Raw genomic sequence first — 23,886 nt, 5'->3', positions numbered from 1 at the left:
TGAGCAGATGGCGTCACACACCGACTCGAGCGGCGACCCGATCGTGGGAGCCTTCGAAGAGACGCTTCGCGGACCCGTGTTCCATCCGGCCACGGGCGACGAATACGACGACGTTCGAGCGATCTACAACGGCATGATCGACAAGGAGCCGCGGGTGATCGTTCGCTGTACCGACGTCGCCGATGTCATCGCGGCCGTGACCCTCGGTCGCGAACACGGTCTCGAAACAGCAATCCGCAGTGGCGGCCACAACGGCGCCGGCCACGCGCTCGTCGACGACGGCCTTGTGATCGATCTCTCCGGGATGGACGGCATCCGCGTCGATCCAGACGCGAAGACGGCGCGGGTCGAACCCGGGTGTACCTGGGGCGACGTCGACCACGCTACGCACGCGTTCGGACTGGCGACCGTAAGCGGCGTCGTCTCGACGACCGGCGTCGGCGGCCTCACCCTCGGTGGCGGGCACGGGTACCTGACGCGCCAGTACGGACTGACGATCGACAACCTGCTGAGCGCCGACGTCGTCCTGGCCGACGGGCGGCTGGTCCGCGCCAGCAGGGAGGAACACCCGGACCTCTTCTGGGCGCTGCGAGGTGGCGGTGGTAACTTCGGCGTTGTCACCTCCTTCGAATTCCGGCTCCATCCGGTCGAGACCGTGATCGGCGGACCGATGATCTGGCCGATCGACCGACTCGAGTCGACGATGCGCTGGTACCGCGACTGGCTCCCGCGAGCACCCGAAGACGTCTATGCCTTCTACCTGACCGGCGAGGTCCCGGGCGCACCGTTTCCGCCCGAGATTCACGGCGAGAAGATCTGTGGTCTGGTGTGGTGTTGCACGGGATCGGAAGAGCGCGCCGACGGTGCGCTCCGAGAGGCGCGGACCGTCGCCGAACCCCTCTTCGAGCACGTCGATCCGATGCCGTATCCAGCCATTCAGAGTGTCTTCGATGATATCTATCCGCCTGGCGACCAGTGGTACTGGAAGGGTGACTTCGTCGCGGAACTCTCGGACGACGCCGTCGCCGTCCACGAGCGGTTCGCGGAGGTTCCGACGACGCAATCGTTCATGCACCTGTACCCAATCGACGGGGCTGCCAGCCGCGTCGATGCGGACGAAACGGCCTGGAACTACCGTGATGCGACCTGGTCGATGGTCATCGCGGGCGTCGATTCGGACGCCGACAACGACGACCTGATCACCGACTGGGCCCGCGAGTACTGGGAGGCGTTCCATCCCCATTCGGCCGGCGGCTCGTACGTCAACTTCATGATGGACGAGGGAGGGGACCGAATTCGGGCTACCTACGGCGATAATCACGACCGACTGCGAGCGGTCAAGGCCCAGTACGATCCGGACAACTTCTTCCACGTGAACCAGAACATCGAGCCAGCTGCTTGAGAACCTGCGTCCCTGGGTATCCTTTTCGACCTGCTCGATACCGACTGCGGCGAACTCGGTTGGACTCGTTCGAAGTCGACTTGGATGCCGACCCGTAGTCAATTATTGTATACTACTTGCATGGATATTGTGGACAAATTATTTATGATTGTTTCTCCTCCCCCTACGTATGACGGCAGGACCGCCGATAGACGAACTCCACTTCCAGGATGCACCGAGTGTCGATTCCGTTCCCGGCCCGAAGACGCGGGACCTGCTCGAGAAACAGGACCGAATCGACAGTAGCGCGGTCGCTTATCCGAACGATATCCCAATCGCGTTCGAGGAGGGAACGGGCGCAACGGTTCGCGACGTGGACGGCAATACGTACATCGACCTCTTCGCGGGAATCGGCGTCCTCAACGTCGGTCACTCGAACCCGTACGTCCTCGAGGCCGTCCACGAACAGGCCGACAAGTTCGTTCACACGGTCGATTTCCCGACCGACGCGCGCCTCGAACTGATAGAGAAGTTAGACGAGATCGCACCCGACGGCCTGCAGGGACGGAACAAGGTCGTGTTCGGCGGGCCGACCGGCAGCGACGCGATCGAGGCGTCGATCAAACTTGCCAAGTACAACACCGGCGGCGACGGCCTGATCGCCTTTCGCGGGTCCTACCACGGTGCGACGACGGGTGCGATGAGCGTCACGTCGAACAAGAAGTTCAAGGGACCGTACACACCGCTGCTCCCTGACGTCGTCCACGCGCCGTATCCGTACCCGTTCCACCAGGACAAGACGTCCGAAGAGGCCGTCGATCACGCGCTCGAGGAGGTACAGGCCATCGTGGAGGATCCGTACGGCGGGCTAGCGAATCCGGCGGGGATCATCGTCGAACCGATCCTGGGGGAAGGCGGGATCGTCACGCCACCGGAAGGGTTCCTCCAGGGGTTGCGCGATATCGCCGACGACAACGACGTCGTGCTCGTCTTCGACGAGATTCAGAGCGGGCTCGGACGGACCGGACGGTGGTGGGCGAGCGACTGGGAGGGCGTTACGCCGGACGTGATGACTTCCGCGAAAGCGCTCGGCGGCGTCGGCTTCCCGCTCTCGGCGACGATGTATCACGAGGACCTCGATACGTGGGGCGCAGGAGACCACGCCGGCACGTACCGCGGTCACGTCGTCGGGATGCGGGCCGGAACCCGTGCCATCGAGTACATCCAGGACCACGATTTGCTGGCCCACGCACGCGACCTCGGCCAATACATTCGCGGTCGGCTTCGCGACGTCGGTGACGGAAACGAACGCCTCGCCGATGTCCGCGGCAGGGGCCTGTTCATCGGCGCTGAGTTCGTCGATGCGGATGGCGCTCCAGACGGCGACGCTGTCGACGCCATCCAGCAGTACTGCTTCGAACACGGGGTCCTCATCTGGACGGCCGGCCGCCACGGCAACATCCTGCGAATCATTCCGCCGCTCGTGCTCACTCGAGCCTTGGCGGAAACGGCGCTGGACGTCATCGACGACGCGGTCGAACACGTACTCGCCGAATCCAAACGGACCGCCTGAGCGAGACGCGTTCTGTTCCGACCGATTTTCGACCCGATCACCTCATCACAGTTACCGCTCGAACCAATGACCGACACACACCGCATTCGAACGGACGACGCACCGACCAACGACAACCCGTACTCGCAGGGCGTCCGGGCCGGCGACACGCTCTACGTCTCCGGCTACGGCCCGGTCGACCCGGACACGGGCGAGACCGTCGACGGCGACATCGAGACGCAGACCGACCGGGTGCTCGACAACGTCGCCGCAGTCGTCGACGAAGCCGGCGGCGACGGACTCGCAGACGTCGTCAAGATCACCGTCTATCTGGCCGATCTCGAGGACTACGAACGAGTCAACGATGCGTACGGCGCCCGATTCGGGGCGGACCCACCGGCCAGAGTGTGCATCGAGGCCGCTCGGTTGCCCGAGGACGTTCGCGTGGAGCTGGACGCGACGGCCTATCTAGGCTAATCGCCGGCGCCGGTGGCTCGCGATGTCGGTCCCCGACTCGACCGCGTCGATCGGGGACGGCGCGGCTGCGATGATCGATCACCGTTAAGTAGCACCTCGCCCTACTTTCTGTGAAAGAATGTCTCACGAGCCACGAAACAGACTGCGCGAGTTGCGTCGGGCGTTTCACCGTTATCCGGAGCCCGGCTGGCGCGAGTTCAAGACGACGGCCCGGGTCGTGGAGGAACTCGAGCGAATCGGCGTCGACGAACTCGCTGTCGGCCGCGAGGCGCTGGCGACCGACCAACGAATGGCTGTGCCCTCCGCGTCAGAACTCGAGCCCTGGGTCGAACGCGCTCGTGAGGCGGGCGTTCGGTCCGACATCTTGGAGCGCACGGCCGACGGCCACACGGGAGTCGTCGCGGTCCTCGAGCAGGGAATGGGCCCGTGTGTCGGATTGCGCGTCGATCTCGACGCGATTTCGATGCGGGAGTCGACCGACCGCGATCACCGGCCGGCCGCCGAGGGGTTTCGGTCCGAACACGACGGCTACATGCACGCCTGCGGTCACGACGCCCACCTCGCGATCGCGCTCGGCACGATCGAAGCCCTGAAAGACAGTGCGTTCGAGGGAACGCTGAAGGTGTTCTTCCAGCCGGCCGAGGAAATCTCGGGTGGCGGAAAGGCGATGGCTGAGGGCGGATACATAGACGACGTCGACTACCTGCTCGCGATCCACGTCGGGCTCGATCACCCGACCGGCGAAATCGTCGCGGGCGTCGAGAAGCCGCTTGCGATGGCTCACCTGACTGCGACGTTCGAGGGCGCGAGTGCACACGCGGGGAAGGCGCCGAACGAAGGTGCGAACGCGATGCAAGCGGCCGCCACGGCGATTCAGAACGCATACGGCATCCCCCGGCACAGCGACGGAATGACCCGCGTGAACGTCGGCCGCATCGAGGGCGGGACTGCGAGCAACGTCATCGCCGAGGAGGTCTCCATCGAAGCCGAAGTGCGCGGCGAGACGACGGCGCTGATGGAATACACCCGCACCGAACTCGAGCGGGTCCTCTATGCCGCCGCCGAGATGCACGATTGTGACGTTACGCCGCGGGTGCTCGGCGAGTCTCCCCGCGTCGACAGCCATCCCGCGCTTCGGGATCTCATCGGAAACGTGGCCTGGGAGGTCGAGGGCGTCGAACGGGTGGTGCCGACCGCCGACTTCGGTGCGAGCGAGGACGTGACGTACCTGATGAAGCGGGTCCAGGACGGCGGCGGCCTCGCCTCCTACGTCCTCGTCGGAACGGATCACCCGACGAGCCACCACACGCCGACGTTCGACGTCGACGAGGAGAGCCTCGGGATCGGGGTCGCGTTGCTCTCGGAGACGGCGATCGAACTCTCCCATCGCCGACCGTAATTCGGCTCCGTTCGCCCGACGAATTGTCTGTTCCCGGTCACGATCGGGGAATGGGAAACGTTAATTCGCGCGCAGGTACACTGTCTGTTATATGAGCCAGGACGACGTGCCGGAGTCGCTCCAGACGGCGGCGGACTCGGACCGCCCACGCGGCATTCTGACGCCCTCCGACCGCGACTTCTTGCTCGGCCGGAAAACCGACTATACTGACCACTCGAAGAAACAGAAGCGAAACCGAATTCGACGCCGGGTACGGAACGCGATTCTCGATTTCAGTATTCTGTTCGAGTACATGGAAGAACGCGACCGGGAGACGGTGTTCGACCCGAACGACGACGAACGCGACGCGTACACGCAGGGAATTACCGACATGCTCGCGTTCCTCCACCTCGGGACGATGGGATACTACACCCCGTTTAAGGACATGCTGTCGGAGGGTGTCGGGAAAGCCGAACAGCGCCTCGCCGGCTCTCACTACCGAATGGTCAACGTCGAGTTCAACGTCGAACCAGTCGGTCAGATCGACGTCGACGAAGTCATCGAGAAACTCGAGAACGAGGAGTTCGCCCAACTCACCGACGAGGAACTCCGCGCGTTCGTTCGGCTACTGACGATGTCCGATGCGTTTTCGCCGGAGGACACCCGCGAAGAGATCAAGGACCGCGTCGACGAGTTCTCCGAGCGAGTGACCGAGAGCGCCACGTCTCGCAAGCGGACGTTCGAAGAACTGACGGACTGACGGTCGGCACGTCACGTCGGCGTCGAAGTTCTACCTCTATTCTCGGTTCGCCGGTGTTTTCTCCGTTTCGACGTCCGTGCCGACTGATACGGACTACTGTCAGTCATTGCCGGTGCAACCGCGACCGTCCTGCGGATGCACCGGTACATCGTTACAGCAGACCGTATGAGTGCTCCTCATGGGTGCTCCTCTGGCTAGCCGCTCGAATCGACGGGGGATCTCGTTTTCTCCGGACCGAATCTCGAGTTGTCGCGTCGATAGGGACAGCCGATTCTATGAACTTCGTCTCCCTACGAACGAGGCGAACGCAGGTATACGCCAACCTGATTGTCTTTCGATCTGTCCGTAACGAGCAGAAAATACCACAAAAATAGTTATGGTTGTGCCCGTGGCCGTTTCCCTCCGAGGGCGGCCATCCTCTCGAGCGCCCGGGCAGTACACACAATCTGTGGATGGACTCCGCAAGTGAGAAACACTTATTGTATACGACGCCAATGATCTCGGTATGCCATCACGCAGCATGGCGAACAGTAGGTGGAGGCACAGACAATTACCGAGCTGTCGTCCGATTTCGGGGGTGAGACGATGAGTGGCGCCGAGAAGGGAATGGTCGCCGAGTTCCGCGAGGAGATCGATACGACGGTCTTCCTGTTCGGTGCGCTGTTGACAGTCGGAGTGATCGCGGCGTTCTTCATCAGCCCGAGTACGGTCGAGAGCGGCATCTCGGCGCTGAACGAACAGCTGCTCGGTGCGTTTAACTGGGCGCTGCTGTTGATCGTCTTTCTGATCGTCATCTTTCTGTTGTTCCTGATCGTCGGCCCGTGGGGGTCGATCAGGCTGGGCGACGAGTCGCCCGAGTACAGTTTCCTGTCGTTCTTCGCGATGCTGTACTCGGCAGGCTTCGCGGCAGGGGTCGTCTTCTGGGGTCCGACAGAGGCGTTGTTCTATTACGCCAATCCGTCACCGCTGTTCGAGGGTGTCGAAGGCGGATCGGCCGAAGCGATGACGATCGCCGTCCAGCAGACGCTGTTCCACTGGGCGCTCCCCCAGCTGGCGGTGTTTACTATCATGGGGATTGCCATCGGGTACTTCGCGTACAACTACGAGAACGTTCCCCTGCGGGTATCATCGGCGCTGACGCCTATCATCGGTGCCGATAATTTGGACGGCCCGTTCGCCAAAGTCGTCGACATCCTCGCCGTCTTCGCGACGATCGGCGGCGTGGCCACCTCGCTCGGCTTCATTGGGAGCCAGTTCGTAACCGGATTGGACTACCAGTGGGGCATCAGCATGGGGAACGTCGGTATCCTCCTCGTAGTGACGATGATGACGCTACTGTTTACGACCTCGATGGTGCTCGGGGTCAACAAGGGGATCCGTCGGCTGTCGAACTTCAACATGATCCTCTTCGTCATCCTCATGTTCGCGACGTTCTTCGTCGGCCCGACGCTGTTTCTTATCCTGCTCGGGACGCAGGCGTTCGGCGGGATGATTTCCGACTTCGTCTCGATGAGCCTCTTTACTGGGGCCGGCGCGATGGGCGCGGGTAATCCCGAGGCCACGAACTGGATGAACGCCTGGACCGTCTTCTACTGGGCCTGGGCGCTCTCGTGGTCCCCGTTCGCGGGCCTGTTCATCGCCCGCATTTCCAAGGGACGCACCGTCCGCGAAGTGGCATTCACCGGAATCGTCGCGACGTCTGCGGCGACCATCCCGTGGTTCACGTTCGTCGGCGGAACTTCCGTCTGGGCTCATCACAACGGTATCGCCGACTTCGGTGCGGTGATCGCAGGCGAGGCCGGTGCGGAGGTCTCCGGGTTCATCCTGTTCGAGGCGTTCCCCATGGGAACTATCTTCATGCTGGCGTTCATGGTCCTCGTGACGACGTTCTTCGTCACGTCGGCGGACTCCTCGACGCTGGCCGTCTCGATGATGACGACTGGCGGCAAGGCGCGCCCGTCGACCATCAACCGGATCTTCTGGGGGGTCGTCCTCGGCATGACCGCGGCGATTCTGATGATCCTCGGCGGCACGGGTAGCGCGAACACGCTCCAGCAGGCCGCGATCATCACGGGGACGCCCTTCGCCTTCGTGTGCTTCCTCTCGATGCTCGCGCTGATCAAGGACTTCGGGTCGAATTACGGTCGAGTTCTCCTTCAGGACGAAACCGTTCTCGTCGGCTCGAGTAAGACGACCGACACCGAATCGCCCGCCGGCCCAGGCGGTCCCGTCGAATCGGACGACGACTGACTCGCCCGACGCCCTCGTCTCCGCTGGCCGCCCGCTTCGGCCGTCATGCTGTCTGTTTTTTTGCAGCTCCCGTCGACAGTCTATAACAAGTTTTAATGTACGATGTATACATAAACTGTGTATGGATAGGGACACGGCCGAACCCGACGCGGACGCGCTTCCAGGGCCGAACGCGCAGCGATGGGTCGACTTCCATCAGGAGTACTCGGCGCCCAGCGAGTACTCCCACGAGTTCGTCTGGGACGTCACGCGGGAGGCCGACGGGCCGTTCGTGACCGACGTCGACGGCAACGTGTTGCTCGATTTCACCTGCCATATCGGCGCGGCACCGCTCGGTTACAACAACGAGAAGGTCACAGAGAAAGTCCGGAAGTTCGACCTCGTCGAGCCGATGAAGATCGCCGGCCAGGACCTGTACTTTGGCGCCGGCCCTGATCCGGCCGATACCGAGTTCCCCGGTTCGAGCCATCTGATGAAGAAGTTGACCGAAGTCTCGAGCCGGTACGGTATGGACACGGTCTTCCTCTCGAACTCCGGCGCCGAGGCGATGGAGAACGCGATGAAGATCACGAACGATTTCCGCGCCCCCGCGAAGTACGGCGTGACCTTTTCAGGGAGCTTTCACGGCCGCACCCTCGGAACGCTGTCGATCACGAAATCGAAGGAGGTCTACACCCGTCAGTACCCCGAAATCAGCGGAATCGAGACGGTGCCATTCTGTGCGGATCGGGGCTGTAATGCCGACAGTTGCGATTGCGGGTTCTTCGCGGGGGAGGGCTCGCAATTGCGGTCCATGCTCGCACCCGAAGGGGGATACGTCGATCCGGACGAGATTGCCTTCCTCACCCTCGAGCCGATTCAGGGCGTCGGCGGATATCGCTTCCCCAGCGAGGCGTTCATGCAGGAGGTCGCGGACGTCTCGGACACCTACGACATCCCGCTGGTCGTCGACGAAATTCAGGCCGGAATCGGGCGCACCGGCGAGATCTGGGCCTCGGACCACTACCCGATCGAACCCGACGTCATCGCCAGCGCGAAGGCCCTCCGCGTCGGCGCCACGATCTCCCGTTCCGAAATCTTCCCGGACGAAAAGAATCGCTTAGGGTCGACCTTCGGTGGCGGCGACCTGCTTGGGTCGATGATGGGCGCGTTCACGCTCGAGGCCATCCAGGAATACGACCTGCTGGGGAACGCTACCCGACGTGGCGAGCAAGCCAAAGACCTCCTGGGCGACGACGCGCCCGACTACGTCGAGGACGTTCGCGGGAAGGGCCTGATGCTCGCAGTCGAGTTCGATACGCCGGCGCGGCGAACCGGAGTCGTTCAGGCCGCCCTCGAGCGCGGTCTCCTGACCCTCGGGTGCGGGAAGAAGACGATCCGGTTGCTCCCGCCGCTGGATTCGACCGAGCGCGAGATCGAACTCGGGATCGGTATCTTCCTCGAGGCGATCGAGGCGGTCGGTGCGAGTCCGACGGTCGCGTAGCGAGCACGAGTATCCGCGATCGATTTTCGTTTCTTCGCCGGCGTGGTACTCGGCCGGCACTCGTCTCTGACAGGCTCGGTAAACGAATACTGTTTCACCGACTTCTGGTACACGTGTGGTTCCCGTTTTCTGTCTCGCGGGAGGATACTGTCGCCCGTTCTCGCGGGAGAACGGCGCCAGTGGGCCTGGTCGGCGCGCCGGACGTATTCGCAGCGCAATTACTCGAACTCGAGCGATCGTTCGACGATCGAGACACCCTCGAGTTCGGACAGCGCCTCGAGCACACCGTCGAGATGCGCCGGGCCGCTGCCTTCGAGCCCGAGTATTACAGGCGTTCGATTCGGATGATCGACCGCGGTTCGGCGGGCACGCTCGAGGACGTCGAGTTCGCCACCCCGGTCCGTCACTGTCTCGACCACGTCGCCGACGGCCGCCGGCCAGTCCGCGAGTGCGAGGCGGGCCTCGGCGTAGCGCTCGAGTTCGTGGAGGCCGGTCCGGGTCAATTCGGCGTGCTCGGTGAGGTTTACGTTCCCACCGGAAATCACGACGGCGACGGTCTCTCCCTCGAGATCGATCTCGTCGGACAACGCGGCGGCGAGGGGGGCAGCGCCGGCGCTCTCCGCAATCGTCTTCGCCCGTTCGGCCAGCAAGGTCACTGCTGCGGCGATTTCACGGTCGTTGACGCTCACCACGTCGTCGACGACCTCGCGGGCGATCTCGAACGTCGTTTCGAGCATTCGGGTGTCGGCGATCCCCTCCGCGACGGTGTCGACGTCTGCGAGTTCGCGAATCTCGCCGGCCTCGAGCGACGGTTTCGCGTGCGACGCCCCGGTCGGTTGCACTCCGATAACCCGAATATCGCGCTCGGCGGCGTCGAGAACCGTTCCGATCCCGCCGATGAGTCCGCCGCCACCGATCGCGACGAACACCGTGTCGAGGTCGGGATACTGTTCGAGCAACTCGAGCCCAATCGTCCCCTGACCGGCGACGATCGCCTCGTCGTCGAAGGGGTGGACGAACGTCGCTCCAGTCTCCGCGGCTCGCTCGAGGGCGTATTCGTAGGAGCGCTCGTAGATGTCGCCCTCGACGACGACCTCGGCTCCGTAGCCACGGGTCGCTTCGATCTTCGCGGCCGGGGTAACCGCCGGGACGACGACCGTCGTCTCGACGTCGAGCAGGTCGCCGGCGAGCGCCACTCCCTGGGCGTGGTTGCCCGCACTCGAGGCAATGACGCCAGCGTCGCGCTCCGCGGGCGAGAGCTGGGCCATCTTGTTGTACGCGCCGCGAATCTTGAACGAGCCCGTTCGCTGGACGTTCTCGAGTTTGAGTCCGACCGAGGCCGCGCCGCTCAATTCGGCGAACGTCCGCGACGTGTCGAGTGGCGTCCGGTGGACGACGTCCGCGATGCGCTCTCGAGCCGCCTCGACGTCCGCGAGGGAAACCGAGCTCTCGTTCGGCCCGCGACGGTCGTCTGCCTCGCGCTCCCCGCTCATCCCTCGTCCTCGCTGCGGGTGACCGGATGTCGCCGCTCGAGTTCCCGAATCGTCTCGACGAGTACGGTGACGCCGTGTTCGAGACTCTCCTCGTCGACGTCGAACGTCGGCGTGTGGTGGCTCGTCGGGTGATCCGTCCCGACGATCACGTACGTCGCCAGCCCGCCATCGTTCTGGACGCGCTCCATCAGGAACGTGGCGTCCTCGCTCGCGCCGAAGTCGGCGGCCGGCACCACGCGCTCGATGCCGGCGACTCCACTCGCGACCTGGCTGACGATGTCCTGCAGTTCGGGATCGCTGTCCGCCCGCGGCGACTCGCTGACGACGTCGACCTCGGCCGTACAACCGTGCATCGTCGCCGCCGATCGAACCGCGCGTTCGAGCCGACGCTTCATGTACTCCATCAGTTCGGTGGTCTCGCCGCGCGCCTCGGCCTCCATGTGTGCGCGCTCGGCGATGACGTTGCTCGCCGTCCCCGCCTCGGCTTTCCCGACGTTCACGCGGGTCATTCCGTCGCTGTGTCGGGGGATACCGTAGGCGTTCTCGATCGCGGTTCCCATCGCGTGCATGGCGTTGTCTCCCTCGTTTGGCGCCTTCCCCGCGTGCGCGGAGGTCCCTTCGATCGTCGCGTCGACGTGGCACATCGCGAGCGGCTTCTCGATTCCGGCGACGACCTCGCCGGTCGGGTGATCGAGCCCGACGTGGATCGCGAGCAGGTAGTCCAGGTCGGCTGCGTACTCGCTTTTCGCCATTGGGCAGCCGCCGCCACCCGTCTCCTCGGCCGGCTGGAAAAAGACGACCAGCCGTCCGGAAAAGTCGCTCTCGGCGATCGCCTCGAGCGCGGCCAGTCCCCAGGTCATGTGCGCATCGTGGCCGCAGGCGTGCATCGTCCCCCCGATCTCCGAGCGGAAGCCCTCGGCGGCTGGCGTGTGTTCCGCGTCGGTCGATTCCTCGATGAACAGTCCGTCGATGTCGACGCGCAATCCGATCGCCGGCCCCTCGCCGCGCTCGAGTGTCGCGACTGCGCCGGTATTGCCGCCGGCGATGTGCTCGAGCACCGTCTCGTCCGCACCGCGTTCGCGAGCGCGCTCGAACCACGGCTCGAGGTCCTCGTCAGGGACGGCCATCCTATCGGCAGGGTCGTAGGCGGCCGGTCCGACGGCGAGTTGGTCGACACCGATCTCCCGTATCTCTTCGACGAGCCGAGCGGTAGTGAGGTACTCGCGCCACGCGGGCTCCGGGTAGCGGTGAAAGCGACGGCGAACCGTGACGAGTCGATCCTGAATCGGCTCGGACATGTTCGGTGCTATCGCGATCCACCACCTTAATTATACACAATTGTTGTTAACGATGTGTACACAAAAAGGATAAGGAACACGATGGTAATCGTATAGTAGACTACGAAACGCGTCATCGGGGCGCGGGAGACACCGATATGGACACGAACCCAGATATCGTCGTTCTTAGAGAAGGAACGGAAGGGCTATCGATGGAGTCGTACGCCGAGACTCTGCGCGAGCGGCTGCCGGATCGCACAGTCGCGCTCGCTCGGACGCCGACGGAGGAACGCGAACTCGTCCGGAACACGCGGGTCGTGACCGGGATTTCGATCGACGAGGACCTCCTCGAGCGCGCGAATCGGCTCGAGCTGTTCGCCTGTACGTTCGCCGGGACGGACCACGTGCCGATGGACGCGCTAGCGGATCACGGCGTCGCCGTGACGAACGCGGGCGGAATCCACGCGCCCGGCATCGCCGAACAGTCCATCGGAAACATGCTCGTATTCGCGCGCCGTCTGCACGAGGGGTGGCGCCGGAAGGACCGTCGCGAGTGGCGTCACTTCCAGTCGTTCGAGTTCACCGACAGCACCGTCACGATCGTCGGCCTCGGATCGATCGGACGGGAAATCGTTCAGCGCCTCGAGGGCTTCGAGGTCGAGACGATCGGCATCCGCTACACGCCCGAAAAGGGCGGGCCGACCGACGAGGTCCTCGGCTTCGGTGAGGAGGACGTCCACGAGGCCTTCGCCGAGAGCGACTACGTCGTCCTCGCGTGCCCACTCAACGATCTCACTCGCGGGCTCGTCGGCGACGCGGAGTTCGCCACGCTCCCGCCGAATGCGGTCATCGTCAACGCGGCCCGCGGCGGAATCGTCGACACCGACGCGCTCGTCACGGCGCTCCAGTCCGAAGGGATCCGCGGGGCCGCCCTCGACGTCACCGACCCCGAACCGCTCCCCGCCAATCACCCGCTCTGGGATCTCGAGAACTGTCTGATCACCCCTCACACCGGCGGCCACACGCCAAAACACTGGGACCGGCTGGCCGACATCGTCGCAACGAACGTCGACGCCCTCGAGACCGGTGGTGGCCTCGAGAACGCCGTGATCCGACCCAACTCGAGTTGAGATCGATGGCCACCGATAACTCGCATTCCAGGACTGACCCGGCGGCGGACCCGCGGGCCGACTACGACTACGTCGGCGGCGACGTGGATCGCCCCGCGCTCGTCGCGGCGCTCGACGAACGCATCGACGGTGAGGTTCGATTCGACGAATACAGCCGGCGACTATACGCGACCGACGCGAGCGCGTACGAAGTGACGCCCGTGGGCGTCGTCCTGCCGCGCTCGACGGCGGACGTGGCCAGCGTCGTCGAATACTGCGCCGATAGCGGGATTCCGATCCTCCCGCGAGGCGGTGGCACGAGTCTCGCCGGCCAGGCGGTCAACGAGGCCATCGTCCTCGACTTCACGGCACACGTGGACACCCTGCTCTCCGTCACGCCCGACGAGCGCCGCGCGACGGTCCAGGCGGGTACCGTCCTCGCGGACCTGAACGGGGCACTCGAGTCCCACGGTCTAAAGTTCGCGCCGGATCCCGCGGCAGGAAATCGCAGCACGATCGGCGGTGCGATCGGTAACAATTCCACCGGTGCCCACTCGCTGCAGTATGGCAAGACCGACGCGTACGTCGAGGCGTGCGAAGTCGTCCTCGCCGACGGCACCGTCACGACCTTCGGCGAGATGACAGTCGCCGACCTCCGCGAGGCGGCCGATCCCGACGGTGATCTGCTCGAGCGCATCTACGAGTCCCTTCGTCGGGTCGTCGACGAGGAGGCCGACGTAATCCGTGACGTCTTCCCCCAGTTGAAGCGCAACGTCTCCGGCTACAATCTCGATCGACTGGTCGGGGAGGCCTACGGAAATTCCGTCGCGTTCGACGAGTCTACTGCCGGTTCGGTCGCGACCGATGGCGATCCTGATCCCGACGCGACCGTCAACCTCGCTCGCGTCTTCGCCGGCAGCGAGGGGACCCTCGGCATCATCACCGAGGCCACCGTCTCGCTCGAGCTCGTTCCGGAAACGAAGGCCGTCGCCCTGCTCACCTACTACGATCTGCGCGAGGCGATGGCCGACGTCGACACGATCGTCCGCACTCACGATCCCGCGGCCGTCGAAGCGATCGACGACGTGTTGCTCGACCTCGCCCGTGACACCGAGGAATTCGCCGACGTCGCGGCGAAACTCCCCGATGAGACGGAGTCCGCGCTGCTCGTAGAGGTTTACGCCGATGGCGAGGCTGCTGCCCGAGAACAGATCCAGGCGCTGCTCGCGGATCGGCTCCCGCCGTCGCGGTCGTCGGCACCAAACGGCGGGGCCGGTGCGGTCGATGCGGACCCGACCGCCGACCCCGACGAATCTGAAGACCCCGACGCGGCCGATCCCGTCCGTGCGTTCGACGCCATCGAGGCCTACGATCCCGACGAACGGGCCGAACTCTGGAAGCTCCGCAAGAGTGCCGCACCGATCCTCCTCTCCAGGACCTCCGACGCGAAGCACATTTCGTTCATCGAGGACACGGCCGTTCCGACGGAGAACCTCGCTGAGTACGTCGACGACTTCCAGGAGGTCCTCGAGGACAACGACACGTTCGCGAGCTTCTACGCTCACGCGGGACCGGGCTGTATGCACATGCGGCCACTGGTCGACACCAAGAGCCCGGCCGGGGTAACTCAGTTCGAAGCGATCTCCGACGCCGTTACCGATCTCGTCGTTCGATATGGCGGCTCGGTCTCGGGCGAACACGGCGACGGGCGCGCTCGAACCCAGTGGAACCGGAAACTCTACGGCGAGACCGTCTGGTCGCTCTTTCGCGACCTGAAATCGGCCTTCGATCCGGACTGGCTCCTCAACCCTGGAACCGTCTGCGGCGACCACGACATGACCGAGCACCTCCGATACTCTCCGGGCTACGAGTTCGACGCAGGATTCGAACCCGCCCTCGAGTGGGACGTCGACAACGGGTTTCAGGGAATGGTCGAACTCTGTCACGGCTGTGGTGGCTGTCGGGGCTCCCAGGAGACCACCGGCGGCGTGATGTGCCCGACCTACCGCGCGGCCGACGAGGAGAGTCTGAGCACTCGGGGGCGAGCGAACGCGCTCCGAAGCGCGATGAACGGCGAACTCGATGCCGACGCCGCCGACCCGGAATTCGTGGCCGAGGTGATGGACCTCTGTATCGGCTGCAAAGGCTGTGCACGGGATTGTCCGAGCGAGGTCGACATGGCCAAGCTCAAAGCCGAAGTCGAGCACGCCCATCACCGGGAAACTGGCGCTTCCCTCCGTGACCGACTGTTCGCAAACGTCGACCGGTTGAACGCGGTCGGCTCCGCGCTCGCGCCCCTTTCGAACTGGGCCGTCTCGCTCCCCGGCGCCGGTCTCGCCGCCGAGAAGTCGGTCGGGATCGCCCGCGAACGAGAACTCCCGACCTTCGCACGCGAGAGCTTCGAAACGTGGTTCGAACGCCGCGGCGGGTCTCGCGTGTCGCTCGACGACGCCGACCGGGCGGTCTTGCTCGTCCCAGATACGTCCACGAACTACAACCACCCCCAAGCGGGGAAGGCGGCCGTTCAGGTCCTCGAGACGGCGGGCGTTCGCGTCGAAATTCCCGACGGTGTGACTGCGACCGGCCGACCGGCCCACTCGAAGGGGTTTCTCGATCTCTCGCGCGAACGCGCCCAGACGAACGTCGAGGCGCTGATCCCGGACGTCGAGGATGGCTGGGACGTCGTCCTGGTCGAACCGTCGGATGCGGTCATGGTCCAGTCCGACTACCTGGACCTTCTCGACGGCCGTGACGCGGAGCGGATCGCGGCGAACGCGTACGGCGTCATGGAGTATCTCGACCGATTCGACCTGGCTGCCGGGCTCCCGACCGACGAGGTATACGAGCGACTCACCTACCACGGCCACTGCCATCAGAAGGCGACCGCGAAAGACGGCCACGCGGCCACCGTCTTGCGAGCAGTCGGGTACGAGGTCGACGCGCTCGATTCGGGCTGCTGTGGCATGGCCGGCTCCTTCGGCTACGAGGCCGAACACTACTCACTGAGCCGGGCGATCGGCGCGGTCCTCTTCGAACAAGTCGAGGAGAGCGACGGCGACGCGGTCGTCGCACCGGGCGCCTCCTGTCGGGCGCAGTTGTCCGACCGCGAAGAGCGTGCGAAACCGCCACACCCGATCGAGAAGGTTGCGGCCGCACTGTCGCGGTAGCCGGCCGCTCTCGACTCACCTCTCGTCCGTCGATCGGTCCTTCGACGTGTCCAACGGCACGGTCGATCCTGGTCCGTTCTGCTCGTCGTCGTGGCCGAACCCGCCACTCAATACGCGCGCGAGCGCTTCTTCGACTCGTTCGTCGGTCTCGCTTACGCGTTCGGGTTCCGCTTCGACGACGAACCCGGACGTGAAGTTCGGTGCCGTGGGGATGAACAGGACCTCCCGCCCGTCCTCGGTGACGTTTCCGGTCTTGAAGGCCGTCATCTGCTTCTCGTCCCAGCTCGTGACCTTGACGGGGTCCTGAAGCGCCTGTTCCTCCCCAAGTGTGGTCTCTGCCGCGACCTTCGACGCGTTGTAGACGACCCGGAGTCCGGGGAGCCCGTTCGCGATTCGATCGACACCGCTGGAGAACACGTCTCCAATCGTCGTTCGCATCAGGGCGCCGATCACGAACGTCACCAGACAGAAGAAACTCAGGGAAACGACGGCGCGCATGACGCGAGTGACCAACAATCGAGTCGGCTCGTGGCCGATCAACCCACTCAGTATCTCGCCGTCGAACAGGAATATCGGCGTCACACCGGTTACGATCGCGTAGAATCGATAGATCGCATACAGCGTCACGAGTATCGGGCCGATGAGGATGAGTCCGCTCGCGAAGACCCGCTTCCACGACGCCATGGTCCAACTGTCTGACTGCTCCGTCATGAGGTCTTCTGTTCTCCTCGCACCGATCACTGGTATCCACGGCGCGTGGTCCGTGACGCCAATTACCGGGTCCGACGGTGCGCTATCCGGGAGAACGTCACGGCCAGAGTCCGCGCGACTCCTTCGCCTCTGCGATCCGGGACAGCGCCACCACGTAGGCTGCGTCTCGCCAGGTCAGTCCCTCTTCGTCGACCACCGCACGGATGTGATCCCACGCCTTGAGCATGTGGGTCTCGAGTTCCTCGTTGACGCGCTTGAGCTTCCATTGCCGGCGATTGATGTCCTGCAGCCACTCGAAGTAGGAGACAGTAACGCCGCCCGCGTTCGCGAGAATGTCGGGAATCACCGGCACGTTCCGTTCCTCGAGGATGGCGTCGGCGGCGAACGTCGTCGGGCCGTTCGCACCCTCGACGACGATATCCGCGTCGATGGCGTCGGCGTTATCCGCGGTGATGACGTTGCCGACGGCCGCCGGAACGAGGACGTCGACGTCGAGTTCGAGGATCGCTTCGTTGGTCAGCGTTTCCGGCGCGTCCTGCTCGAGGACCGCTTCGGGTTCCTCGTTGTGGGTCGGAATCGCGTGCGTTTCGAGGCCGTCGGGGTCGTAAATTGCGCCGTTGACGTCGCTGACGGAGACGACTGTCGCGCCCCAGTCCTCGAGTAGGCGGGCGGCGTTCGCGCCGACGCTCCCGAATCCCTGTACGGCGACCGTGGTACCGGACAGGTCCCCCTCGTAGTAGTCGACGGCCTCGCGCACGACGATCGCCGTCGAGCGACCGGGTGCTTCCTCGCGGCCGTAGGAGCCGCCGATAACTGGCGGCTTTCCGGTGACGACGCCGGGTATCGTCTCGCCTTGCTGCATCGAGTAGGCGTCCATGAACCAGGCCATCGTCTGGGCATCGGTTCCCATATCTGGCGCGGGGACGTCCTTCGTCGGGCCGACGACGTTGCGCAGTTCCTCGGCGAACCGACGGGTGAGCCGTTCGGTCTCGTCGGCGGACAGGTCCTTCGGATCGACGGTGACGCCGCCTTTCCCGCCGCCGAAGGGCAGGTCCATCACCGCACACTTCCAGGTCATCCACATCGAGAGGCCGATACACTCGTCGCTGGTGACGTCGGGGTGGTATCGAAGCCCACCCTTGTACGGGCCGCGAACGTCGTCGTGCTGGGCCCGGTAGCCGGTGAACACCTCCACGTCCCCGTCATCGCGCTCGAGCGGCACCGATACCTGCTGGACTCGGGTCGGATGCTTCAGGCGCTCGACGACGCCGGGATCGACGTCGACGTGAGTCGCCGCACGCTCGAGTTGTCGTCGGGCCGTGATCAACGCCGAGTCGAGTTCCTCTTCCGTTTCGGTCTCCGTCGCTGGTGTCATCGTCATTGGACTTGGGTGGGTACGATTATCGTCATTGGGGTCGCGCTGATTCGGATACGGTCGGCGGGTCGGGGTGGTCGGAATCGTGGAGGGTCGGTCGATACCGGGTCCGAGTCGCGCCCGGTCACGCGGTGAACAGCCGGCGGGGGAAATCGGCCAGCGTCTCTGCTCCGTCGCGGGTGACGTGGAACGTCTCGCTGATCTCCATGCCAATCTCGTCCGTCCAGATGCCTGGAATCATGTGGAACGTCATGTCCTTCTCGAGCACCGTTTCGTCGCCGGGGCGGATGCTTGCGGTGTGTTCGCCCCAGTCCGGTGGATACCCGAGCCCCATCGAATACCCGATTCGGTCCTCTTTCTCGAGCCCGTACTGTGCGATCGTCTCACGCCAGGCCGTCTCGACGGATTCGCACGTGACGCCCGGTTCGGCGGCGTCAAGCGCGGCCTCCAGCCCTTCGACGACGATATCGGCGGTCCGCTCGAGTTCCGCGGGCGGATCGCCGACGAACGTCGTTCGAGCGAGCGGGGAGTGGTACCGGTGGCGACAGCCGGAGAGTTCAATGATGACCGGGTCGCCGTCCTCGAACGGCCGGTCAGTCCACGTCAGGTGCGGCGTCCCCGTGTGGTCGCCGGAGGGCATGAGCGGGACGATAGAGGGGTAATCCCCGCCGTACTCGTCGGTGCCGGTGATCAGCGCGTCGTAGATCGCCGCGGCGGCCTCGTACTCTGGCACCCCGGCCTCGATCGCGTCTAGCCCGGCGCGCATGGCGTTCTCCGAGATTCGGGCGGCTTCGCGCATGTAGTCGAGTTCCCGCTCGGACTTCTTGATCCGAACCCAGCCGACCAGTAACGTCGCGTCCTCGAATTCGGCCTCCGGAAGGTTCTCCTGCAGACGCGTGTACGACTTCGCGGTGAAGTAGGAGGCGTCCATCTCGAGGCCGATCCGACCGTCGGCGACGTCCAGTTCGTCGAGTACGCCCGCGACGTAGTCCATCGGGTGGAGGTCGTGGGGAGAGTGGACGTGGTCGTCGCTGTACGCGCGGATGCTCTCCTCTGTGAGGTGAGTCGTCGCTCGTGCGCCGTTGGCGTCCATTTCGCGCCCGATCCAGACGGGCTCGTCGCGGTCGGGAGTAACGACGACGGCCTGATGGACGTAAAACGACCAGCCGTCGTATCCGGTCAGGTAGTTCATATTCGCCGGATCGGCGACGACGATGGCGTCCATGTCCTCCTCGCGCAATCGCTCTCTCGTCCTGTCGACTCGTCGGTCGTACTCGCCGTCGTCGAAAACGTCTTGTGGCATGGTACCAGGGCCTCTAACGAAGCGTCCACCACGAACGGCAAAAGCTTTTCGTGTATGGTGGAAACAGATTGTGTGTATTATAGAGATGCGAGGAGAATACCCGCGCGTTTCGGCGCGGGATGAATTCGATACGACAACTCGGACGAAATCCACACTTCGATGACCAGTCCAAGATTTCTTTTCAATACTTTGAAGTAGGAAGTAATTCTATGATGGCGCAGGAATCAGGCAGGGAATAGAGTGATTCCCGCCAGTCCGACGATGGCGGCCCGGCCGCCCCAAGCAATCAGACAATAATTGGAACCAGTCGATGACCGCCCATCCCTCACAGGGGTGACGCGGAGTCGACTGCTGGAAGCACCACGGAACGTAACTCCGAGTCTGTCGAAGCCCACCCGACCTTCGCCGGGCACAAACAACCACGAGGGTCGAACACGGTTGAGGATAGGAGTACCGGGGGCTTGGCACTCCCAGCAGTCCCACCCGCCACAGTCCGTGACTCCCGCACGGATTCGCACCGTATCGGGGGTCGGTGGAACTGTACACCTGAAATCTCCACCGCTCAGGATTCCTCCGCCTGAACGCGGAGGAGGATGTCAAGGGGACAAAAACGCGTTCGCTCCAGCGTTTATGAAACGGTTCGTCGGGCTGGGACAAACCACCGGCGGTTAAGACACACCGGTTCGTCCGGGCGAATATGGCAGTACTCGAGATAGTCGTAATCGCGTTCTGGGCGATGTTGCCCGCCTACGTCCCCAACAACGCGGCGGTGCTGGCAGGTGGCGGCCGACCAATCGACGGCGGCCGGACGTGGGGCGACAGGCGGGTACTGGGCGACGGAAAGACCTGGCGCGGAACGGCGGTAGGAATCCTTGCGGGCGTAGCGCTCGCAGCGATCCTGACCGTCCTCGCGCCCGGCGTCGGCGATGCACTCGGCTTTGCCGTCCCCGAGTTCACGCCGCTTGCGGCGGTCGGCCTCGCTGGCGGGGCGATGCTCGGCGACATCCTCGCTTCCTTCCTCAAGCGCCGCACCGGCCGCCAGCGCGGCGCGATGTTCCCCGGCGTCGATCAACTGGACTTCGTCGTCGTCTCACTCCTGTTGACCGCGCTTCTCGCGTTCGAGTGGTTCCGCACCTGGTTCACGCTCGAGGTGCTTTTCGTCGTGGTCGTCATCACCCCGATCCTTCACGTCACGACGAATATGATCGCGTACAAACTGGGGCTGAAGAACGAGCCGTGGTAATCACCTCGAAAGCGGGATACCGATTTCCGTCGCCGAGGTCACCGCTGGACGGCGAGCCAGGACAGTCTCAGTACAGTCGGTCGATCCGGGCTTAGTCGAGCGCAGCATGCAGATCCGCGACAGCGTCGTCGTAGGCCTCGTGCGCCCGGTCGAGATTCACGGGCTCGGAAATCATGTTGAAGAAGCCGTGGATGACGTCGTCGTAGTGGTGGTGCTCGACCGGGACTCCGTCGGCCTCGAGTCGCTCGGCGAGGTTCGCCCCGTCGTCGCGCAGCGGGTCGAACCCGGCCGTGATGATCGTCGCCGGCGGGAGATCCGAGAGGTCGTGGGCGAGCTGGGGCATCGCGTAGACGTTTCCCTGATCGAACTCGGAGTCGTATCGGTGACCGCGGAACCACTCCATTTCGTCTTTCGTGAGGAAGTACCCCTCGCCGTTCTCCTCGTAGGCCTCGGTCTCGGTCGCCTTGCCAGTGCTGGGATAGATCAGCAGCTGATAGGCGATGTCGGGGCCGCCACGGTCGCGGACGAGCAGCGACAGTCCGGCCGAGAGATTGCCGCCGGCACTGTCCCCCGCGACGACGATTCGATCCGGATCCGCGTCCAGTTCCGGTGCGGCCTCGGCCGCCCACTCGAGGGCGGCATAACAGTCCTCGAGCCCCTCGGGGAAGGGGTGCTCGGGTGCGAGCCCGTAGTCGACGCTGACGACGGGATAGCCCGAGTCGGCCGCCAGCTTTCGGCAGGTTCCGTCGTGGGTATCGACGTTGCCGATGACCCAGCCGCCGCCGTGGATGTAGAGGATCAGCGGCCGATGAGTATCGTCGGTGCCCGGATCGTAGATCCGGATCGGCAGGTCGCCGTGCGGGCCGTCGATGGTCTGATCTTCGACGGTCTCGAGTTCGATGCCCGGCTCCCCCCGACACGCATCTCGTCGAACATCCGACGGGCCTCTTCGGGCGACACCTCGTCGAACGACGGCACGTCGAGGGAGTCGTATAGCTCGAGAAACGCTTGCACGTCGGGGTGTGGCTCGGCCGCACTGTATAGTGTCATCACACCATATCTGTCGGTCGGAACAAAAAAGATACTTCCAGCAGAGCCCTTCCAGAGTAGCGCGGATGCGTGGCTTCCCACGTTTATCATCGGCTCACGTCCACCCGTCGGCGCGTCCTGTTCCACACCGCTTATTTCGGTCGGGCGCGCTCTCTCGAGCATGACGAACCGGGACCTCATCGACGCCCTTCGGGCGGCCGACGCCGTTCAGTTCGGCGAATTCGAACTCTCACACGGCGGTACCAGCGAGTACTACGTCGACAAATACCTCTTCGAGACTGACCCCGACTGCCTCGAGCTGATCGCCGAGGCCTTCGCCGACCGACTCGATGCAGACGACAAACTCGGCGGCATCGCACTCGGCGGCGTCCCGCTCGCAGCCGCGACCAGCGTCGCTGCTGGCGTTCCGTACGTCATCGCGCGCAAGCAACGCAAGGAGTACGGCACCGGCAACCTGATCGAGGGCCGCCTCGCCGAGGGCGAGGAGGTCGTCGTCGTCGAGGACATCGTCACGACGGGAACGAGCCTCGTCGAAGCCGTCGAGGCGCTCAGGGACGCCGGCGCGACCGTCGAGCGTGCCCTCGTCGTCGTCGACCGCGAGGAGGGCGGCCGGGAGAACGTCGAAGACGCGGGCCTCGAGATGGCGTCCCTGGTGACCGCGGGCGAATTACTCGAGAATCGGTAGCCAGTTCCCGTCTCTCTTGGGTCTACAGTATTACAGCGAGAGTGCCTCGGGGCTTGCCTCCGTGGTACTTCACACGCTGGCTGTCGGATATCGATAGGCGGTTTCGGCGGAACCACGGGCCGTCTTGATCGGAAATCAGGCTCCTGTGATCAGATCTGTTAGACCCACCGATTCGGCGACCATCCACGCGACGAACAGTCCGTAAGCCAGGAGCAGCACGTAGGACTCGAAGTCGGTTATCGAAAGATCGGTACGAAGAAACGAGAACAGGAGGACGGTCGCGAGTGTCAACACGCCGAGCATCGGGACGGCCGTAGCGAAGTCCACAGTAGCGCTCCCGACGATGAGCACGCCGATTGGAATCGCCACCAAGAGGTCGAACGTATTCGATCCGAGGACGTTTCCGATGCTCGTAATCCCCTTGCCGGTCTGGGCCGACCGCACGCTAACGAGCATGTCCGGAAGACTCGTCGCTGCTGCGACGATGGTTACGCCGGCGAGGAACTCCGGGATGCCAAACGTATAACTGAGCGATTCGACGCTCCCGACCAGTTGATGGACTGCAACGAGGATAACGACGAGACCGACGGCAAGTTTTCCCCACTCACGTCCGCTGTCGATCCCATCCGTGACACCCTCGACGTCGTGATCGCTGACGTCCTGCCACTGGATGAAGAGATACAATCCATACAGCAGAAGCGGCAGTACCGCCAGGGGCCGCGTAAGCTGGCCCGAGAGGTCGGGGCCGTTAGGAACGGGAACGTAAATGACCGCGAGTGCGAGAGTGACGACCAGCGCGGAGACGGAGATCATGTAGAACTGCGCTTCCTTGTAGACGATTGTCCGATTCGTGTCCAGGTCGCCGTCCGACACGATTCCGGACAGCGCGGGAATCACGAGGATGTTGAATATCGCCGAGCCGACGATCGCGCCGATACCCATATCGAACGTTCCACCGATCGCCGTGAACACGACGCTCGCTAATTCCGGAACACTCGAGCCGACGGCGACGACGATCGACCCCTGAACGACCGCCGGTAACCCGTAGTACGCCGAGAGCTGTTCGGCCGATTCTTCGAGCCAGCCGCTTCCGAACCAGATGAAGCCGGTCGCGATGACGACGACGACCGCGTAGACGACGGGTCTATCCGGGAGGAACCCACCGAGGATCATTACCAGCACCTCTCGTCTC

General features: G+C 64.1%; 17 protein-coding genes and 1 pseudogene. 11 read left to right on the top strand and 7 right to left on the bottom strand.

What is annotated here, in order from left to right; genetic code table 11:
• Positions 1 to 7 precede the first annotated feature (7 nt).
• The 7 genes from NJU76_RS03940 to NJU76_RS03910 all read left to right on the top strand — a co-directional run bounded on the left by NJU76_RS03940 (position 8) and on the right by NJU76_RS03910 (position 9,281).
• Positions 8 to 1,402 carry an FAD-binding oxidoreductase gene (locus NJU76_RS03940; RefSeq protein ID WP_254531484.1) on the top strand — a complete coding sequence of 465 codons (1,395 nt, stop codon included), beginning with the start codon at positions 8 to 10 and terminating at the stop codon, positions 1,400 to 1,402.
• Between the two features lie 169 nt (positions 1,403 to 1,571).
• The gene (locus NJU76_RS03935; RefSeq protein ID WP_254531483.1) at positions 1,572 to 2,954 is read left to right on the top strand and encodes an aspartate aminotransferase family protein; all 1,383 of its coding nucleotides are present in this window, start codon (positions 1,572 to 1,574) and stop codon (positions 2,952 to 2,954) included.
• Between the two features lie 66 nt (positions 2,955 to 3,020).
• Positions 3,021 to 3,410, top strand: coding sequence for a Rid family detoxifying hydrolase (locus NJU76_RS03930; protein ID WP_254531482.1), 390 nt, complete (start codon positions 3,021 to 3,023; stop codon positions 3,408 to 3,410).
• Positions 3,411 to 3,528: 118 nt separating this feature from the next.
• Entirely contained in the window at positions 3,529 to 4,809 is a 1,281-nt protein-coding gene (locus NJU76_RS03925; RefSeq protein WP_254531481.1) for an amidohydrolase, read from the top strand.
• A gap of 91 nt (positions 4,810 to 4,900) precedes the next feature.
• Positions 4,901 to 5,548 (top strand): DUF8102 family protein, encoded by a 648-nt coding sequence (locus NJU76_RS03920; RefSeq protein WP_254531480.1) that lies wholly within the window; start codon positions 4,901 to 4,903, stop codon positions 5,546 to 5,548.
• Between the two features lie 585 nt (positions 5,549 to 6,133).
• A complete protein-coding gene (locus NJU76_RS03915; RefSeq protein ID WP_254531479.1) occupies positions 6,134 to 7,798 on the top strand; it encodes a BCCT family transporter in 1,665 nt (554 codons plus the stop codon).
• 121 nt (positions 7,799 to 7,919) lie between these two features.
• On the top strand, positions 7,920 to 9,281 hold the full coding sequence (locus NJU76_RS03910; RefSeq protein WP_254531478.1) for an aminotransferase class III-fold pyridoxal phosphate-dependent enzyme: 1,362 nt from the start codon (positions 7,920 to 7,922) through the stop codon (positions 9,279 to 9,281).
• 218 nt (positions 9,282 to 9,499) lie between these two features.
• Here NJU76_RS03910 and ilvA read toward each other — a convergent pair whose 3' ends face one another.
• The gene (gene ilvA, locus NJU76_RS03905) at positions 9,500 to 10,774 is read right to left on the bottom strand and encodes a threonine ammonia-lyase (protein WP_254531477.1); all 1,275 of its coding nucleotides are present in this window, start codon (positions 10,772 to 10,774) and stop codon (positions 9,500 to 9,502) included.
• On the bottom strand, positions 10,771 to 12,072 hold the full coding sequence (locus NJU76_RS03900) for an amidohydrolase (protein WP_254531476.1): 1,302 nt from the start codon (positions 12,070 to 12,072) through the stop codon (positions 10,771 to 10,773). The genes ilvA and NJU76_RS03900 overlap by 4 nt, the downstream gene beginning before the upstream one ends.
• A 137-nt stretch (positions 12,073 to 12,209) precedes the next feature.
• Here NJU76_RS03900 and NJU76_RS03895 point away from each other — a divergent pair, with 137 nt between their 5' ends.
• A complete protein-coding gene (locus tag NJU76_RS03895; RefSeq protein ID WP_254531475.1) occupies positions 12,210 to 13,181 on the top strand; it encodes an NAD(P)-dependent oxidoreductase in 972 nt (323 codons plus the stop codon).
• A gap of 5 nt (positions 13,182 to 13,186) precedes the next feature.
• The gene (locus NJU76_RS03890) at positions 13,187 to 16,327 is read left to right on the top strand and encodes an FAD-binding and (Fe-S)-binding domain-containing protein (protein ID WP_254531474.1); all 3,141 of its coding nucleotides are present in this window, start codon (positions 13,187 to 13,189) and stop codon (positions 16,325 to 16,327) included.
• Positions 16,328 to 16,342: 15 nt separating this feature from the next.
• Here the strand turns inward: NJU76_RS03890 and NJU76_RS03885 are convergent, their stop codons facing one another.
• The 3 genes from NJU76_RS03885 to NJU76_RS03875 all read right to left on the bottom strand — a co-directional run bounded on the left by NJU76_RS03885 (position 16,343) and on the right by NJU76_RS03875 (position 19,716).
• Positions 16,343 to 17,011, bottom strand: coding sequence for a DUF502 domain-containing protein (locus NJU76_RS03885; RefSeq protein ID WP_254532567.1), 669 nt, complete (start codon positions 17,009 to 17,011; stop codon positions 16,343 to 16,345).
• A gap of 124 nt (positions 17,012 to 17,135) precedes the next feature.
• Positions 17,136 to 18,419: a glutamate dehydrogenase GdhB gene (gdhB, locus tag NJU76_RS03880; RefSeq protein ID WP_254531473.1), complete on the bottom strand. Its 1,284-nt coding sequence runs from the start codon at positions 18,417 to 18,419 to the stop codon at positions 17,136 to 17,138.
• Between the two features lie 118 nt (positions 18,420 to 18,537).
• Positions 18,538 to 19,716 carry a M24 family metallopeptidase gene (locus NJU76_RS03875; RefSeq protein WP_254531472.1) on the bottom strand — a complete coding sequence of 393 codons (1,179 nt, stop codon included), beginning with the start codon at positions 19,714 to 19,716 and terminating at the stop codon, positions 18,538 to 18,540.
• 697 nt (positions 19,717 to 20,413) lie between these two features.
• Between NJU76_RS03875 and NJU76_RS03870 the strand changes: the two genes are divergently transcribed.
• Complete coding sequence (locus NJU76_RS03870) at positions 20,414 to 20,959, top strand: CDP-2,3-bis-(O-geranylgeranyl)-sn-glycerol synthase (RefSeq protein ID WP_254531471.1); 546 nt, start codon at positions 20,414 to 20,416, stop codon at positions 20,957 to 20,959.
• Between the two features lie 91 nt (positions 20,960 to 21,050).
• Here the strand turns inward: NJU76_RS03870 and NJU76_RS03865 are convergent.
• A pseudogene (locus tag NJU76_RS03865) lies at positions 21,051 to 22,009 on the bottom strand (alpha/beta hydrolase).
• Between the two features lie 160 nt (positions 22,010 to 22,169).
• Here NJU76_RS03865 and pyrE point away from each other — a divergent pair.
• A complete protein-coding gene (gene pyrE / locus NJU76_RS03860; RefSeq protein WP_254531470.1) occupies positions 22,170 to 22,694 on the top strand; it encodes an orotate phosphoribosyltransferase in 525 nt (174 codons plus the stop codon).
• A 135-nt stretch (positions 22,695 to 22,829) separates the two neighbouring features.
• Here the strand turns inward: pyrE and NJU76_RS03855 are convergent, their stop codons facing one another.
• Complete coding sequence (locus tag NJU76_RS03855) at positions 22,830 to 23,867, bottom strand: sodium:calcium antiporter (RefSeq protein WP_254531469.1); 1,038 nt, start codon at positions 23,865 to 23,867, stop codon at positions 22,830 to 22,832.
• Between the last annotated feature and the right edge of the window lie 19 nt (positions 23,868 to 23,886).

Source organism: Natrinema gelatinilyticum (assembly GCF_024266705.1).
GTDB classification, from domain to species: Archaea; Halobacteriota; Halobacteria; order Halobacteriales; family Natrialbaceae; genus Natrinema; species Natrinema gelatinilyticum.
Note: the sequence above shows the minus strand (reverse complement) of the source record. Positions and strands in the feature narration are given on the sequence as shown.

What these genes read in the sequence shown, in the direction of transcription:
- NJU76_RS03940 (WP_254531484.1), top strand. Translation starts at nt 8, where the DNA reads ATGGCGTCACACACCGACTCGAGCGGCGACCCGATCGTGGGAGCCTTC.
- NJU76_RS03935 (WP_254531483.1), top strand. Translation starts at nt 1,572, where the DNA reads ATGACGGCAGGACCGCCGATAGACGAACTCCACTTCCAGGATGCACCG.
- NJU76_RS03930 (WP_254531482.1), top strand. Translation starts at nt 3,021, where the DNA reads ATGACCGACACACACCGCATTCGAACGGACGACGCACCGACCAACGAC.
- NJU76_RS03925 (WP_254531481.1), top strand. Translation starts at nt 3,529, where the DNA reads ATGTCTCACGAGCCACGAAACAGACTGCGCGAGTTGCGTCGGGCGTTT.
- NJU76_RS03920 (WP_254531480.1), top strand. Translation starts at nt 4,901, where the DNA reads ATGAGCCAGGACGACGTGCCGGAGTCGCTCCAGACGGCGGCGGACTCG.
- NJU76_RS03915 (WP_254531479.1), top strand. Translation starts at nt 6,134, where the DNA reads ATGAGTGGCGCCGAGAAGGGAATGGTCGCCGAGTTCCGCGAGGAGATC.
- NJU76_RS03910 (WP_254531478.1), top strand. Translation starts at nt 7,920, where the DNA reads ATGGATAGGGACACGGCCGAACCCGACGCGGACGCGCTTCCAGGGCCG.
- ilvA (WP_254531477.1), bottom strand. Translation starts at nt 10,774, where the DNA reads ATGAGCGGGGAGCGCGAGGCAGACGACCGTCGCGGGCCGAACGAGAGC.
- NJU76_RS03900 (WP_254531476.1), bottom strand. Translation starts at nt 12,072, where the DNA reads ATGTCCGAGCCGATTCAGGATCGACTCGTCACGGTTCGCCGTCGCTTT.
- NJU76_RS03895 (WP_254531475.1), top strand. Translation starts at nt 12,210, where the DNA reads ATGGACACGAACCCAGATATCGTCGTTCTTAGAGAAGGAACGGAAGGG.
- NJU76_RS03890 (WP_254531474.1), top strand. Translation starts at nt 13,187, where the DNA reads ATGGCCACCGATAACTCGCATTCCAGGACTGACCCGGCGGCGGACCCG.
- NJU76_RS03885 (WP_254532567.1), bottom strand. Translation starts at nt 17,011, where the DNA reads ATGGCGTCGTGGAAGCGGGTCTTCGCGAGCGGACTCATCCTCATCGGC.
- gdhB (WP_254531473.1), bottom strand. Translation starts at nt 18,419, where the DNA reads ATGACGATGACACCAGCGACGGAGACCGAAACGGAAGAGGAACTCGAC.
- NJU76_RS03875 (WP_254531472.1), bottom strand. Translation starts at nt 19,716, where the DNA reads ATGCCACAAGACGTTTTCGACGACGGCGAGTACGACCGACGAGTCGAC.
- NJU76_RS03870 (WP_254531471.1), top strand. Translation starts at nt 20,414, where the DNA reads ATGGCAGTACTCGAGATAGTCGTAATCGCGTTCTGGGCGATGTTGCCC.
- pyrE (WP_254531470.1), top strand. Translation starts at nt 22,170, where the DNA reads ATGACGAACCGGGACCTCATCGACGCCCTTCGGGCGGCCGACGCCGTT.
- NJU76_RS03855 (WP_254531469.1), bottom strand. Translation starts at nt 23,867, where the DNA reads ATGATCCTCGGTGGGTTCCTCCCGGATAGACCCGTCGTCTACGCGGTC.